Origin of the sequence: Intestinibacillus sp. NTUH-41-i26, assembly GCF_032769475.1 — a bacterium.
In the GTDB taxonomy this organism is placed as follows: Bacteria; Bacillota; Clostridia; order Oscillospirales; family Butyricicoccaceae; genus Agathobaculum; species Agathobaculum ammoniilyticum.
The window spans coordinates 1,460,188-1,474,808 of record NZ_CP136477.1 but is presented as its reverse complement, the minus strand read 5'-3'; the positions used below and the strand labels follow the sequence as shown (position 1 = coordinate 1,474,808).

General features: G+C 56.0%; 14 protein-coding genes. 3 read left to right on the top strand and 11 right to left on the bottom strand.

What is annotated here, in order from left to right:
- Positions 1-219 precede the first annotated feature (219 nt).
- Positions 220-1,098: a mechanosensitive ion channel family protein gene (locus RX717_RS07615; RefSeq protein WP_107630532.1), complete on the bottom strand. Its 879-nt coding sequence runs from the start codon at positions 1,096-1,098 to the stop codon at positions 220-222.
- Between the two features lie 27 nt (positions 1,099-1,125).
- Entirely contained in the window at positions 1,126-2,565 is a 1,440-nt protein-coding gene (proS, locus tag RX717_RS07610) for a proline--tRNA ligase (RefSeq protein WP_107630533.1), read from the bottom strand.
- Positions 2,566-2,646: 81 nt separating this feature from the next.
- Here proS and RX717_RS07605 point away from each other — a divergent pair, with 81 nt between their 5' ends.
- Positions 2,647-2,949, top strand: coding sequence for a carboxypeptidase-like regulatory domain-containing protein (locus RX717_RS07605; RefSeq protein WP_054325992.1), 303 nt, complete (start codon positions 2,647-2,649; stop codon positions 2,947-2,949).
- 74 nt (positions 2,950-3,023) lie between these two features.
- On the opposite strand, the gene RX717_RS07600 is transcribed toward RX717_RS07605, so the two are convergent.
- The 4 genes from RX717_RS07600 to RX717_RS07585 all read right to left on the bottom strand — a co-directional run bounded on the left by RX717_RS07600 (position 3,024) and on the right by RX717_RS07585 (position 9,361).
- Positions 3,024-4,841, bottom strand: a complete 1,818-nt coding sequence (locus RX717_RS07600) for an S-layer homology domain-containing protein (protein ID WP_107630534.1) — start codon at positions 4,839-4,841, stop codon at positions 3,024-3,026.
- 22 nt (positions 4,842-4,863) lie between these two features.
- Complete coding sequence (gene thrS, locus RX717_RS07595) at positions 4,864-6,618, bottom strand: threonine--tRNA ligase (RefSeq protein ID WP_054325995.1); 1,755 nt, start codon at positions 6,616-6,618, stop codon at positions 4,864-4,866.
- Positions 6,619-6,955: 337 nt separating this feature from the next.
- Entirely contained in the window at positions 6,956-8,725 is a 1,770-nt protein-coding gene (locus RX717_RS07590) for a serpin family protein (RefSeq protein ID WP_316960647.1), read from the bottom strand.
- A gap of 99 nt (positions 8,726-8,824) precedes the next feature.
- A complete protein-coding gene (locus RX717_RS07585) occupies positions 8,825-9,361 on the bottom strand; it encodes a YcxB family protein (RefSeq protein WP_107630536.1) in 537 nt (178 codons plus the stop codon).
- A 154-nt stretch (positions 9,362-9,515) separates the two neighbouring features.
- On the opposite strand from RX717_RS07585, the gene RX717_RS07580 reads away from it, so the two are divergent.
- Together RX717_RS07580 and RX717_RS07575 are read left to right on the top strand one after the other, a co-directional pair.
- The gene (locus tag RX717_RS07580; RefSeq protein WP_107630537.1) at positions 9,516-10,148 is read left to right on the top strand and encodes a lysoplasmalogenase family protein; all 633 of its coding nucleotides are present in this window, start codon (positions 9,516-9,518) and stop codon (positions 10,146-10,148) included.
- Complete coding sequence (locus RX717_RS07575) at positions 10,145-10,813, top strand: TIGR01906 family membrane protein (protein WP_107630538.1); 669 nt, start codon at positions 10,145-10,147, stop codon at positions 10,811-10,813. The genes RX717_RS07580 and RX717_RS07575 overlap by 4 nt, the downstream gene beginning before the upstream one ends.
- 46 nt (positions 10,814-10,859) lie before the next feature.
- Here RX717_RS07575 and tsf read toward each other — a convergent pair whose 3' ends face one another.
- The 5 genes from tsf to RX717_RS07550 form a co-directional block, all read right to left on the bottom strand.
- Positions 10,860-11,792, bottom strand: coding sequence for a translation elongation factor Ts (tsf, locus tag RX717_RS07570; protein ID WP_107630539.1), 933 nt, complete (start codon positions 11,790-11,792; stop codon positions 10,860-10,862).
- 112 nt (positions 11,793-11,904) lie between these two features.
- Positions 11,905-12,645: a 30S ribosomal protein S2 gene (gene rpsB / locus RX717_RS07565; protein ID WP_054326002.1), complete on the bottom strand. Its 741-nt coding sequence runs from the start codon at positions 12,643-12,645 to the stop codon at positions 11,905-11,907.
- A 230-nt stretch (positions 12,646-12,875) separates the two neighbouring features.
- Complete coding sequence (locus RX717_RS07560; RefSeq protein WP_242977794.1) at positions 12,876-13,115, bottom strand: YlmC/YmxH family sporulation protein; 240 nt, start codon at positions 13,113-13,115, stop codon at positions 12,876-12,878.
- Positions 13,116-13,119: 4 nt separating this feature from the next.
- Positions 13,120-13,977, bottom strand: coding sequence for a polysaccharide deacetylase family protein (locus RX717_RS07555; RefSeq protein ID WP_054326003.1), 858 nt, complete (start codon positions 13,975-13,977; stop codon positions 13,120-13,122).
- Between the two features lie 92 nt (positions 13,978-14,069).
- On the bottom strand, positions 14,070-14,621 hold the full coding sequence (locus tag RX717_RS07550; RefSeq protein ID WP_107630540.1) for a FumA C-terminus/TtdB family hydratase beta subunit: 552 nt from the start codon (positions 14,619-14,621) through the stop codon (positions 14,070-14,072).

Genomic DNA, 14,621 nt, shown 5'->3' with positions numbered 1-14,621 from the left:
ATCGATGCACCTCTATTGATGAAATGATGTTAGCACTCTAACACTTCGAGTGCCAACACTGTAATGATAATACCATGGAAAGGAAAAATCAAGCCCTCCCTCCAAAATTCATTTTTTATTCAAAAAGAAATGGAAGTCGCATTGCAACAAAATAAAAAGGGCCACATCATAGCGATATGCCCCCTTTCTGCTATTTTGCTGCTTGTACTGCGTGAATTTTTACGGACTGCCTTTTCCTTTCTGCACGACGACCACATGAGGATAGGCGATTTCGATTCCTTCCTGCTCGTAGATTTTCTTGATATTTTCCTGCACCGTGCATTTCAGACTGAACGCAGTACCGTTGTCCTTGGCCCAAAGCGACGCGCGCAGCGTGACTGCGGATTCCGCCAGCGTCAGAACGACCACCTGTACCAGCGACACGCCGGCCGCAACCTGTTCGGGCGTACGCACATCAAGGAAGTCCGGCTGGCGGGCGATCTCCTGCGCGAGCAGCTCCTTTGCGCGGGCGATATCGGATTCATAGGTCACACCGATTTCGAGGAATGCGCAGACGCGGCTGTCGCCATAGTCCGCATTTTCGATAATCGAATTGTTCATCACGCTGTTCGGCACGATCACGCGCTTGTTTTCGTAGGTGCGGATAGCGGTGTGGTGCAGGGTGATCTCCTCGACCACACCGGAAATGTCGTTATCCACACAGCGCACCACGTCTCCAATCACAAACGGTTTGAACGCCAGAATCATCATCCCGCTGACTATGCTGCCCAGCGCCTCCTGCGATGCCAGACCGCCGACCACCGCGAGCACGCCACCCGCGGCCATCAGCTTGTTCATACCCGCGCTGAGCGCCGGTATGTTGGAAACGATCACCGCAAAACCTGTAAAATATAAGGCTGCGATCGCAAGATACCGGCAGAACGCCAATATCGTCGCGTTGCCGCTGCTGACCTGCTTCTGCCGGTCGATCAGCCGGAGCATAATCCGGTTAACCACCCGCACGCAGACCAGCGTCACAATACTTGTGGCCGCGATAAACAGTGCGGTCAGCGCGATGCCGGGCAAGCCGTTCTCTATCAAGTTTTCCTGCCAGCTCACCCAAGCATCCCTCCTTCCACCGAATCTTTAGTACGCAATACCCCAAACGACCATTTTATGCGCCGGTTTCCCGCATACCGGACATACGTCCGCGATATGCTCCTGCTCGAACGGCATGCAGCGGCTCGGCATACCGGTTTCCTCCTTGATCTTTTCCTCGCAGGCTAGGTCGCCGCACCACATGGATTTGATAAAGCCCGTATGCTCGGTGAGGATCGACTTCATCTCGTCAAGCGTCTTCGCGGTATAGGTGTGCTCCTCACGGTTTTTCAGCGCCTTCTGGAACAGGGCATCCTGAATTTCCTGCAGCAGCGCCGGAATTTTTTCCGTCAGCTCTTCAAATTTCACAACGGTCTTTTCACGGTTGTCACGGCGTACCAAAACACACTGCCCGTTTGCGATATCGCGCGGTCCGACCTCCAGCCGGAGCGGCACGCCCTTCATCTCGTACTCGGCGAACTTCCAACCGGGGCTGTTTTCGGACAGGTCGATCTTTGCGCGCACACCAGCTGCTTTTACCATTTCATAAATCTCCTGCGCCTTTTCGGTCACGCCCGGCTTATGGCTTGCCACCGGAATGACAACAAGCTGTGTCGGCGCAATACGGGGCGGCAGTACGAGACCTTCGTTGTCGCCATGTGTCATAATAATCGCGCCGATCATGCGCGTAGACATGCCCCATGAGGTCTGGTACATATATTGGAGCGTATTGTTCTTATCCGTGTACTGCATTCCGAACGCGCGCGCAAATCCGTCGCCGAAGTAGTGCGAGGTGCCGGACTGCAGCGCCTTGCAGTCATGCATCATGGCCTCGATGGTGTAGGTTTTCTCTGCGCCCGCAAAGCGTTCCTTTTCAGTTTTCTCCCCCTTGATGACCGGAATAGCGAGCCATTCCTCCGCAAACCTGGCGTAAATATTCAGCATACGGAGGGTCTCCTCCATCGCTTCTTCCGCCGTTGCATGGACAGTATGCCCTTCCTGCCACCAGAATTCCCGGCTGCGCAGGAACGGACGGGTGGTTTTTTCCCACCGGACCACGCTGCACCACTGGTTATACAGCTTTGGCAGGTCGCGCCAGGAGCGAACGATTTTCGCGTAATGCTCGCAGAACAGCGTTTCCGACGTCGGACGGACGCAAAGACGCTCTTCCAGCTTTTCCGAGCCGCCATGCGTGACCCAAGCCACCTCGGGCGCAAAGCCTTCAACATGGTCTTTTTCCTTCTGCAGCAGGCTTTCCGGTATAAAAATCGGCATCGCGACGTTTTCATGTCCGGTTTCTTTGAACATACCGTCCAGCGCCTGCTGGATGTTTTCCCACAGCGCCTGCGCGTACGGGCGCATAATAACGCAGCCCTTGACCGAGGAATAGTCGATCATCTCCGCTTTTTTCACGATATCGGTGTACCACTGCGCAAAATCCACATCCATGGATGTGATCTCGCTGACCAGCTTCTTCTGTTCTGCCATAATTGTATTCCCTCACCTTTTCCAAATAGATTTCATAAAATAACAATAGATTCTTATGTATCAAACAAAGGGGTAATCACTATGAACCTTTCTCAGTCCTTTTATGTCAAGCCTGCGGCTCATGAGGTCGTCGATACCACAGTATCCCTATATCTGGATCAGCGTCCCGCGGTTGTCGGGACAGTAGTGGATCAGAACGGGAAACCGGTTGAGGAAGCGCTTGTAACCTTTTACCGCGCAGACGCGCCCGCCACGCCTGTGAGCGCACTGTATACCGACGAGCTCGGCCGCTTCACCTTCGGCCCGCTGGAAGCCGGCCAGCTTTACCACGTGAAAGTTTTCAAGCGTTCCGACGCGATCCGCGCTCTGGAACAGGGGAACTAAGCCCTACCGCCGTCCCCCCAAGCAGCGTATCGCGTACAAAAAACTTTTTCATCCTTTACCCCCGATGCGCCAGACTATGAGTTGACCCCGACGCCGAGCGCATCCAGCCGTGCCTGCTCGACCGCGCATTCCTCTTCCGTATAGCCGGAAAATCCCATGCCCGGCGTGTTGACCAGCGCGCGCAGCCGGCCGTTCTCAATCGCATATTCGTAGGAGTGGTAATCCGCCATCCCCATCACATAGGTGTACTGTACACGCACCACACCCGCCTCCGCACAGGTGATCCGGTCAAAGGTCAGTCCATGCGCGGGCTGGTTCGCCAGCAGCACGGTTTCCGTACCGTCCGCCGCAATGCGTATCGCTTCGGTACCCGCCAGCGTAAAAACACCTGCACCATAATACCCTGGGCGTTCGTCTGCCGGCGAGGCCAACAGCACATAGCTGCCGTCTGCGGGGTCGATCTCACAGTCATATACCGGCTTGTCTGTGATCTGCAGCAGCTTGCCATCCTCTGCCCGATACAGCCCCGCCGTACCCCAGGCGCAGGAGCCGTTATCTGACAAGAGCTTCGGCGCATTCTCGCCCTGCCAGTAAGCCAATTCTTCCTCTGTCCACTGTGCCGCATCTTTCGGCAGGGGATATAGGTTTTCTACCGTGTAGCTTCCGGCCGGCTCACCGTCCCAGCTCCAGCCCGAGATCACCGTGTGTTCGGCCGTGATATTTTCCGTCAGCAGCAGGCCGCTGCTCAGGACAACGGACAGCCGATCCCCTGCTGCAAGCGGCAAGGCGCTGGCGCCGTTTTCGTCCAAACGGTAGAATTTATGCTCACCGGCCTGGAACACACAGCCATCATCCCCCTGCAGGCAGGACAGCAATGCGTCGCTCCCTTCTTCCTTTGTCAGAGAAAGCACCGCTTCAGTCTCCGCGCCGCGGACCGCATAGACCGTATCCCCCTCCGGCTCGCGGAACAGGAGGTAGTCTGTCTCTCCCGCGTATCCCATGATTTTCGCCGTGCTGCCCTCCGGACCGCGCAGCAGCTCTTCCGCTTCCAGCGTCTCCTCATCGAGACGGAAGCATACATAGTTCTGCCCTTCCGACGCTTTCTCGCCATACAGTTGATTCAAGGAGGATTCGTAATAATAAATTACATCGATTTCAGCATCCGCACAACGCACCACCGGCACGCCCGCAATCACACAGGACAGGCGGTAATCCATATCATTGAATCCGTGTAATGTATCCTGCATGTATGCGCGCGGCAAAACGTCCCACGCCGCCTTCTTGAACTGCTCCAAGGAGAATACGCTGCGGTCGATCAGCTTCTGCGCGACTGTAATGCCGTTTGTGTCCTCGCATTTGAGATAGTATTCTCCCAGCAGGCGTGCGGACAACGATACCGCGTCCCCGCGGACAAACCCCGCCCTGTCGCAGTTGCCCTCCTCATCTATGCCGTAAAGCCCCAGAAGGTCATAGTTTTCCTCATCCGTTGAGGCGCGCGCAAGAAATGTGCAGTACTGCCCATAGGTCACGCTTTCCTCCGCTCCGTATCTGGTTGCGGATACGCCGCGCGTCAGACCGCTTTGATACAGCCAGGCAATATAGGGGGCCGCCCATTCGGGTACATCGGTAAAGGGGTGCGTCCACGCTCCTTCCAGCGCGGTCTGCTCTGCGCCGAGGAAGCGCGTCAGCATCACAGCCGCCTCTGCGCGCGTCATGGGCTGTTCCAGCTCAAACCCCTTTTCCGTCCCTCGAAACAGGCCGAGGTCGTACAGCATCTGCGCCTGCGCTTCCGTGTCGCCCGGATAGGCGTTGTCGATCGTGCCGACGTTTGCCGCCCCTGCGGCAAACGTCATCAACAATACTGCAAAACAAGTGGCAGCCAGCTTTTTCATAGCCCTATCCCCTTTCAGTGGATTACCGCAGCTTTTCTTTCACCTCATAGGACAGCTTTTCGATGAACTCCACCAGCTCCATCGGCGTGGTCTCGCCGGTTTTGCGCTCGCGCACTGAAATGATGCCTTTCTCCTCGTCCTTGTCACCGATAACGACCATATACGGCACCTTATGCACCTGCGCCTCGCGGATCTTGTAGCCGATCTTCTCGTTGCGGTCATCCATGCTCACGCGGAAGCCCGCTTCGGTGAGCTGCCCCACGACCTCCTGCGCGCAGGGGATATTGCGGTCGGTCATGGGCATGACGCGCACCTGCTCCGGAGCGAGCCAGGTGGGGAACGCGCCTGCAAAGTGCTCGGTGATGACGCCGATGAAGCGCTCGATCGAGCCAAGCACCACGCGGTGGATCATAATCGGGCGGTGCTTTTCGCCGTCCGCGCCGATATACTCCAGCTCAAACCGCTCGGGAAGCTGGGAGTCCAGCTGAATCGTGCCACACTGCCAAGTGCGGCCGAGCGAGTCGGCCAGATGGAAGTCCAGCTTGGGGCCGTAGAACGCGCCGTCGCCCTCGTTGACCACATAGTCCTTGCCCATCTCGGTGATGGCTTCCTTGAGGATATCCTGGTTGTGTTCCCACTGTTCGACCGTGCCGATGTGGTCCTCCGGCATGGTGGACAGCTCGATCTTATAGCTCAGGCCGAACACCGAGTACACCTCGTCGAACAGCTTGACTGTGTTTTTAATCTCATCCTTCATCTGGTCTGGCGTCATGAAGATATGCGCATCGTCCTGCGTGAAGCAGCGTACGCGGAACAGGCCGTGCAGCGCACCGGACAACTCGTGGCGATGGACAAGGCCAAGCTCGCCCACGCGCAACGGTAGTTCGCGGTAGGAGTGCGGCTGGGACTTGTAGACCAGCATACCGCCTGGGCAGTTCATGGGCTTGATGGCAAAGTCCTCGTCGTCAATGACCGTGGTGTACATATTGTTCTTGTAGTGCTCCCAGTGGCCCGAACGCTCCCAAAGCTTGCGGCTGAGGATGACCGGCGTGGAAACCTCGACATAGCCGTACTTCTTGTGTACCTCGCGCCAGTAGTCGATCAGGGTATTCTTGAGCGTCATGCCGCCCGGCAGGAAGAACGGGAAGCCTGGGCCTTCCTCAGTCAGCATGAACAGGCCAAGTTCCTTGCCCAGACGGCGGTGATCGCGCTTCTTGGCCTCCTCCAGCATGTTCAGGTAGGCATCCAGTTCGTCCTTCTTGGGGAAAGCTGTGCCGTAGATACGCTGAAGCATCTTATTTTTGCTGTCGCCGCGCCAGTATGCGCCGGTGACGCTCATCAGCTTAATGCCGTTTCCCTTGACGCGGCCGGTGGTATCCAGATGCGGGCCGGCACACAGGTCGGTGAACTCACCCTGTTTGTAGAACGAGATGGTCGCGTCCTCAGGTAGGTCGTCGATGAGCTGCACCTTATATGGCTCGTCCTTTTCCTCCATCAGCTTGCGCGCCTCGGCGCGCGGCAGCTCGAAGCGTTCGAGCGGCAGCTTCTCCTTGCAGATCTTCTTCATCTCGGCCTCGAGCGCGTCCAAATTCTCCTGCGTAAAGGAGAACGGTGCGTCGAAATCGTAGTAGAAGCCGTTTTCGATCGACGGGCCGATGGCGAGCTTGACCTCGGGATACAGGCGCTTGACCGCCTGCGCAAGGATATGGGATACCGTATGACGGTAGGTGTCGCGGTATTCCGGATTTTCAAACGTGTACTTGTTTTCTTCGGACATAACAGTGTTCCTCCTTTTGTATTTTGGGGGGAGAACGAAAAAGCCCACCCCCGACATAAAATCAGGGGTGAGCATAAACCCACGGTTCCACCCTGCTTGCAAGCCCGTTTTCGGGCTTACCGCTCTGGAGTCCGTAACGAGGACGACACGCCGCGGCATACTGCGCTTTTCCGCCGCGGGGCTCGGGAATCGGTGCCGCTTTCTCCGCGCCTGCGGACGCTTTCAGCCGCGTCGTCCGCTCTCTGCCAGACGCTTGTTAGATACTTACGGGATTTCCGTCATCGCTTTTGCTTATGAATACATTTATATTATACCCCAATCCTTGCTTTGTCAACCGTTAATTCGCCGTTTCATAGCGGCCGGCAAACAAAATCTCGCCATTTGCGTTATCACGGATAACAAACCAGAACGGCTCATCCGCGGTGAACGTGCGCACCAGTTCGGGGCGGGACGGCAGCGCCGCGCCCGCACCATCCATCGCGGCGGTCACCGCCGCGGCTTCCGTGCCTTTTTCATCCACTGCGACGTATGTTTTGTGTACCACCGTGTCCAGGAAATGCTGCCTGGCCGGCAGTTCGGAGGGGTCGAGCATCGCGGTCAGATCCGCTTTTTCCGGCTCATACGCTGTCCGCACACCGAGCGCCTGCAGCGCTTCGTCCAACGGTGCGCCGTACTCCACCTTGAATCTGGGTATGGAGACCCGTACGTCACTATGGGTAAATTCTGCGTTGTCCAGAAGGTTCTGCACGTCCAGCTCATCGTCCGCTTTAATCAGGTACATGCTGAAATCCGCGTCGCGGAAGTATTTCCAGTTGTCGCCCTCCCAATTGTCCACCGCGTATTTGCGGTAATCCATCCTGAGCGCTTCCACACCCGGGGTGGAATAATAGCCGAAGACATCGGTCTGGTGCATCATGTCTACCGTGCCGGCCGTACCATCCGCATTCGTAAAGTCCGCCTTTTCCGTATGTGCGGGGGAAAACTCTTTTTCCCAAGCGGCCTTGAAGTACACCGCGTTGATCAGCGCGGTGACAAACTCGCGGTTGTCCTCGGTCAGGATGGTCGGGATCTTGCCATGCGTTTTCTCGTCCGCCCAGGCGTTGACCCGTTCGACCGAGTCCGCATTTGTGACCTCCTCCACCACGGCGCGGAAATATTCGTCCATTTCGCGCGCATAGTCCGGCAGGAACTCGCCCGCCCCGTCAAACCAGCTTTGATTGATCCAAAGGGAATTGGCGGTTTCGAGCGACATAATGCGCGCGTAGCCGTCATAGGTCGCAAGCTGCTCTTTCACAGTCTGGTTAAACGCCTCCAGATCCTCGATCTGCAAGGCATCGAGCAGCTCCCGCTGCGTTTCCCCCTTCGTACCATTCGCCAGCATGGCCAGGCACATCCGGATGGAATAAGGCGACAGCGACCAGTTGCCCTCCGCATCCACCGCACGGATAAGGGCGTCAGCGAAACCCGGCTTCTCCGGTGCGGCGACCGCGCTCATATCAAGCGCATTTGCGTTTGCAATCCACTGCGCCGCCTCGCTGCCGGCAACCAGATCATTCGGCCGGAAATCCAATGCGCTGGATGTCGTGCCATCCGGATAGCTGACATTACTTTCATCCGACATATCGATCACACCGTACATCCAGCACTTGCTCACACCGTTCTGCGCCCATTCCGCAATATTATACGGGTCGGGCGAACCGGTGCCGCAGCCCGCGGGGAGCGCGGTGTATCGATAATCCAAATACCGTCCGAGCAGCGCCGCCGCTTCCTGCCGCGTGATCAGGTCGTCCAAGCGCAGCACCGCTTTTTCCCCGTCCTGCGCCGCTCCGTTCAGGATCCATTTTGCAAACGTCCACTTGACCTCGTCGGATGCTTCCACGCCGTCGGTGAAGTATTCCTCCATGTCGATCCACGCGCTGTCTGACACGTCCTCGCCGGACGCCGACGCAAGCGCTTCCAAAAAGTCGCCGCGCGTGACCGTTTTTGGCAGTTTCCGCAGAGCATCCTCTGTCGGGTAGCCGTACACCTCCTGCTCCTGCGCTGCACCGGCGCATACTGGCACCCCCATGCACAACGCAAGCACCCAGGCCATTATCCGTTTTTTCACTTGAAATCCCTCCCATTCTTTCAGTTTACTGGTTAGACGACCGCCTCTTCCAAGTAGTTCCCATATTTAATGTCAAAGCTCCCTATATAGGGAGCTTGTTTAACATTTGAGCGCCTCGTCAGTGATATGAGCCGTGATCCGCTCATAAAAATCGCGTTTCTGTCCCTCGTCCGTAAAAGCAGAAAAAGGCACGATGACCGCGGAAAATTCATCTACGAAAATATAGTAATGGGCAGCATCCGACGCTGTGCGCTGGACCGCTTCATATTGATAGGTCGTATCCTCGTTTTCCCCCGCAAGCTCGAATTCATTTTCCCGCAGGGTCAATGTTTTGGGTCCGCAAAGCTGCTTGTTGTTGGCCCTTTGCAGGATGCGCTCCACATTTTTTACAACCTTCCGCTTCATATACCACGGCGTGCCGAAAAAACAGACCGCCGCAAGCGCCAAATATCCGACAACGGATACCACGCTCAGCGCCTTGAGCCAATACATCAGCGCCGTGCCGCCCAGCGCGACGATCACTGCGGAAGCGATCCGCGTCGTCAGGATGCTGCGCTGTACGACTGCGTTATTGGTATAGTAATTCAAATTGAAGTCGATATAGTCCTGCTTGGTGATATCATAATGAAGTTCCATAAAGCGGGCTCCTTTTACATTCTGCTCTTATTGTACCGAATATCTGCGCCAAATGCAAGTAAAAGCGGCGGCCTTTTCTCCGCAGTCTGTATGTCTGCTCGCTTGACAGACGCAGAATATTGGCATAGTATTATTTCCGGAAAGGAGATGTTCCATGAAGCGCGTTTTCCCTCGCATATTCCTGCCGCTCGTCTGCCTGCTGTACGCCTGCTTTCTGGTTCTTGACCTTACGGCGTTGGCCGACAGCACTTGGATCAAATACGTTTCCATACTGCTCTGCTTTTCCGCCGCCCTGCTCAACCATTCCTGTCAGGATGGGAGGCTTGTCGTACTCGCCCTGCTATTTACCGCCGCCGCCGATTGGTTTTTATTGGTCCAAAACCGGAATTATCTGTTCGGCGTATCGCTTTTCTGCATCGTGCAGTTTATCTACAGTATTCGCCTGTACCGACTGCGGGGCAGGCTGTGCTTTGCATCGCTTCCATTCCGCATACTGCCTTTGTCGGCGTTCTTTTTCGGTATCGATACGCTTTCCGCGCTTTCGGTCTTCTATTTTTCCAACCTGGCTGTCAACGCATGGGAAGGTGTGCTTCTGCGGTCCTGCGGCCGGAAGCATCGTCTGTTTGCCTGCGGGCTGCTTTTGTTTGTCTGCTGCGACCTCTGCGTCGGCGCATGGAATCTGGGGATCTTCCCGTCCTGCACGCATTTTGGCATGTGGCTCTTTTATTTGCCTTCACAGGTCTGTATCGCCCTTTCATCCTATCCACAAGGAGCAACAAAACAATGAAACCATCAAAATCCCTGTCTATCCTGCTGTCAGTTGTATTGGCGGTATTCTTTCTGTCTGCCGCAATCGCTTTCCCTATCCTGTGCCGCCCGTTCTATTATCAGCAAATCCACTTGCTTCAGCTCACCGAGCGGACTGGCTGGAGCGAGCAGACGATCCGTGAGGCTTATGATGAGGTCATGGATTATCTGGTGTTCGACGCCCCATTCGGCACGGGCGACCTCGTCTGGTCGGAGGATGGCCAAGCGCATTTTGCGGACTGTAAGATATTGTTCCAGCAGGACTTTGTCCTGCTGGGCGGCTCAGCCGCCGCGTTGGTTTTGCTTGCGCTGCTTGGCCACCGCTGCGGGCTCCGGTTTTACCGGTTCCGCGGGCGCGGGCCTGCATTTTGGTCGGCTGCCGCCATGGGCGTTGTTTACCTTATCATTGCGATTTGGGCGTTCTGCGATTTCAACAGCATGTTTACTGTTTTCCACCAGGTCTTTTTTCCCGGCAAGACCAACTGGGTATTCGACGCGCGCCTGGATGAAATCATCCTCATCCTGCCGGAAGCTTTCTGGGCAAGGACCGGCGCATTGGTCCTATTGCTCTCCTTTGGCGGGCTTTGTCTGGCCGCACTGGTCGGCGAACTGCTGTATCGGAAGAAAAAGCAGGCATTGCAATAAAAAGGACACAGGGTGCTTATCCTGCGTCCTTTTTTCGCATTATAGCTTACTTGGCCATGGAAGCGACTTCCGCCGCGAAGTCGTCCTGCTTCTTTTCAATACCCTCGCCCTTTTCAAAGCGCACGCACTTGGCCAGCTTGATCTCGCCGCCGAGCTCCTTGGCCACAGCCGCGATATGCTGTTCTACAGAAACCTTGTTCTCTTTGACAAATGCCTGCTGCAGGAGGCAGTTCTCCTCATAGTACTTGCCGATACGGCCCTCGACCATCTTGTGAATAATCTGCTCCGGCTTCGGCTTGGCAGCGGTCTTGTTCTCTTCAAGCGCCTGCGCCAACAGGATTTCTTTCTCCTTGGCCAGAGTCGCCTCGTCCACCTGGGACTTATCCATAAAGGACGGGTTCATCGCAGCCGCCTGCATGCCGATGTCCTTACCCAGCTCCTTAACAGTCGCATTATCTTTCAGATTGTCCGAAACCTGTAGGCCGACCAGCACGCCGATCACGCCGCCCATATGGTTATAGGCTACGTTGACCGTGGATTCGTCAAAGCGCTCAAAGCGGCGGATCTGGATGTTCTCACCAATCGTCAGTACCTTCTCCTGCAGGACTTCCTGAACGGTCAGGTCGCCCATCTTGCAGGTCTTCAGCGCTTCCACATCAGCGGGCGCCTCCTTGGTCACAACGCCAGCCAGATCAGCAACGAACTGCTGGAAGTCCGCGTTCTTGGCAACAAAGTCGGTTTCCGAGTTTACCTCGATAATCGCGCCCACGCCGTACTTATCGCATACGGTCGCGCAGACAACACCCTCGGCCGCGATGCGGTCCGCCTTCTTGGCAGCCTTGGCCAAGCCCTTTTCGCGCAGGAGCTCGATCGCCTTGTCAAAATCGCCGTCAGACTCGGTCAGCGCCTTCTTGCAGTCCATCATACCCACGTTGGTCATTTCGCGGAGCTTTTTTACGTCAGCAGCAGTAAAAGCCATTTTTATATTCCTCCATCATTCTATTTCAAAACAAAACCGTAGGGCGCGACGACCTCGGCGCGCCGGGTCGTCGCGCCCTACGAACAACTCACTAATTTCTATGCAGTTATGCTTATGCCTGCGCGGAAGCCGCTTCAGTCTCTTCCGCCTTTGCTTCAACCTCAAGCTGCTCGCCCTGCTTGCCTTCCAAAACGGCGTTCGCCATGGTCTGGGAGATCAGCTTGATCGCGCGGATGGCGTCGTCGTTGCCTGGGATGACATAGTCGATCTCGTCCGGATCGCAGTTTGTGTCAACGATCGCAACGATCGGGATACCCAGCTTGCGAGCCTCGGCAATCGCGTTCTTCTCCTTGCGGGAGTCGACCACGAACAGCGCGCCCGGCAGCTTCTTCATTTCCTTAACGCCGCCCAAGTACTTTTCGAGCTTGGCGATTTCGAGCTGGAGCTTGATGACTTCCTTCTTCGGCAACAGGTCGAACGTGCCGTCCGCCTGCATCTTCTGCAACTGGTTCAGACGCGCGATACGGGTACGCATGGTCTTGAAGTTGGTCAGCATGCCGCCCAGCCAGCGCGCATTGACATAGAACTGGCCGCAACGCTCCGCCTCTTCCTTGATCGCGTCCTGCGCCTGCTTCTTGGTGCCGACAAACAGGATAGACTCGCCCGCAGCGGCCATATCGCGCACGAAGAAGTATGCTTCCTCAAGTTTCTTTACAGTTTTCTGCAGGTCAATGATATAGATACCATTGCGCTCGGTGAAGATGTAGGTCGCCATCTTCGGGTTCCAGCGGCGGGTCTGGTGGCCGAAGTGTACACCGGCCTCCAAAAGCTGCTTCATAGAGATTACTGCCATTTTCATTTTCCTCCTTGGTTGTTTCCTCCATCCCTGATCATCTGACAGCGGCAACAGGCCGTTCGGCCCGTCACCGGCCGCTTTCATCACAGGATGTGCGAATTCATGCTCTAATAGTATAGCGCTGTACGCATCCAATGTCAAACATTATTTACTGATTTTCGCTTATTTTTTCCAAAAGCAATACGGTCTATACGCTTATCCCCACGCATCTTTCCATGCGCTCCCGCTTATTTTTTCCAGCGGACCAGGATATAATCCTCTCCCAGCGTTTCGATGCAGTTCCAGGGGATCACACAGTCGTCGCGCGAAAACAGGCTCATGATGCCGCCTTGCCCTGGGACAACGATCGCCGTGATCTGTCCGCAGACCGGATCGAACACTAGATCGCATACTTCCCCCAAACGCGCTCCATCGCACAGGTTGATCACTTCCCTGCAATGCAGCTCGGAAAAACGCATCGCTCCCATCCCTTCACTCTCCCAACGCCCTTTTGAGATAGCTTTCTGTGCTTTCCCCTGACGCACGATTATACCGCCCCATTTCATACAGGCATGATGGATCGCCTGTAACCAAATTCATCCGTTCCTCACATCCGAGCGTACATAGAAACCCCATTTCGCGCAGCACCTGCTCGCTTTCATCCGAGCATGCGCCAAACGGATAGGTATAGCACTGCGGCTCCGGCAGCCCATTCTCGGATAACAGTTCCTGTGTCTGACCGGTATCCTCCCGCAGCAGGCTTTCATAGGTGGTCTGGTCCTCCCCCCGCCTGCGCAGGCAGCCGCGGCGCTCCCCGTATTCGTGCAGGTTCCAGGAATGGTTCTGCACCTCAAAAACATCCTGCATTTCGCGCAGCCTGTCGATCGTCAAATGCGACCAGTAGGCGTTTTCCACGCCGCTTTCCGTATACTGGTCGGTCTGGCAGCCTATGATCGAAACGACCGCCCGCATGTTCCGCTGCTGCAGCAGCGGATATGCGTAAACATAATTGTTATAATACCCGTCGTCAAACGTGATCATCACAGGCTTTTCCGGCAGTGGCTCACCTTTATGTACATAGGCGAGCAGGTCGGAAACCGTAACTGTCTCGTAGCCCCGTTTTTGTAACGCATCCAGGTCCTCTGCCAGCACGGATGGCGAAACGACATATTTCCCCTGACGGGCGCTGTCTTTTAAAATGCTATGGTACATCAGGATCGGCAGCCTGACGCCGTTCTGCTCCCCAAACACCGCGTTTGTGTCGCCGCGCTGCAGCAACACCAGCGCAAAGCAAAGCACGATAACCGTACACACCGCCTGAAATGCTGTGTGACGAAAGCCCAGCTTCAAAAAAATCCCCCCTCGGACCGCTTCCATGCTTCTCAGCACAGCGTATGCCCGCCGGGGGAATTTTATGAATCCGCAGCGCTCCGCGCCACGCGCTATTTTTTATATTTTGCAACGCCTTCCGTATAGAGGTTACCGCCGACGCAGTCCTGTGAAACAATCGCGCTGAAGTTTTCCACCGTCAGCCGCTTGACCGATTCGCAGCCCAGTTCCTCATAGGCGATCACTTCCACCCTTTTGATAGACGCCGCCTTGGCCGCGCCCGCGCCGCCGATCGCGACCATATACACCGCTCCGTTGCGCGCCATCGCATCCTGCACTGCTTGGCAGCGTATGCCCTTGCCGATCATGCAGGAAAGGCCCGCATCCAGAAGTCGCGGCGCAAAGGGATCCATACGGCCCGATGTTGTCGGTCCGACCGAACCGATCACCTGCCCCGGCTTGGCCGGCGTTGGCCCCGCGTAGTAGATTGCCGCTCCCTCTAACGCAAACGGGAGCGCTTCTCCCGCATCCATAGCCGCGACGATTTTTTTGTGCGCCGCATCACGGGCGGTATACACTGTTCCGGTTAGGGAGACCGTATCGCCGGCACGGAGCTTGGAAGCCATCTGCTTTAGCTCCTCTGTTTTCAGGTCATAGTGCGCCAT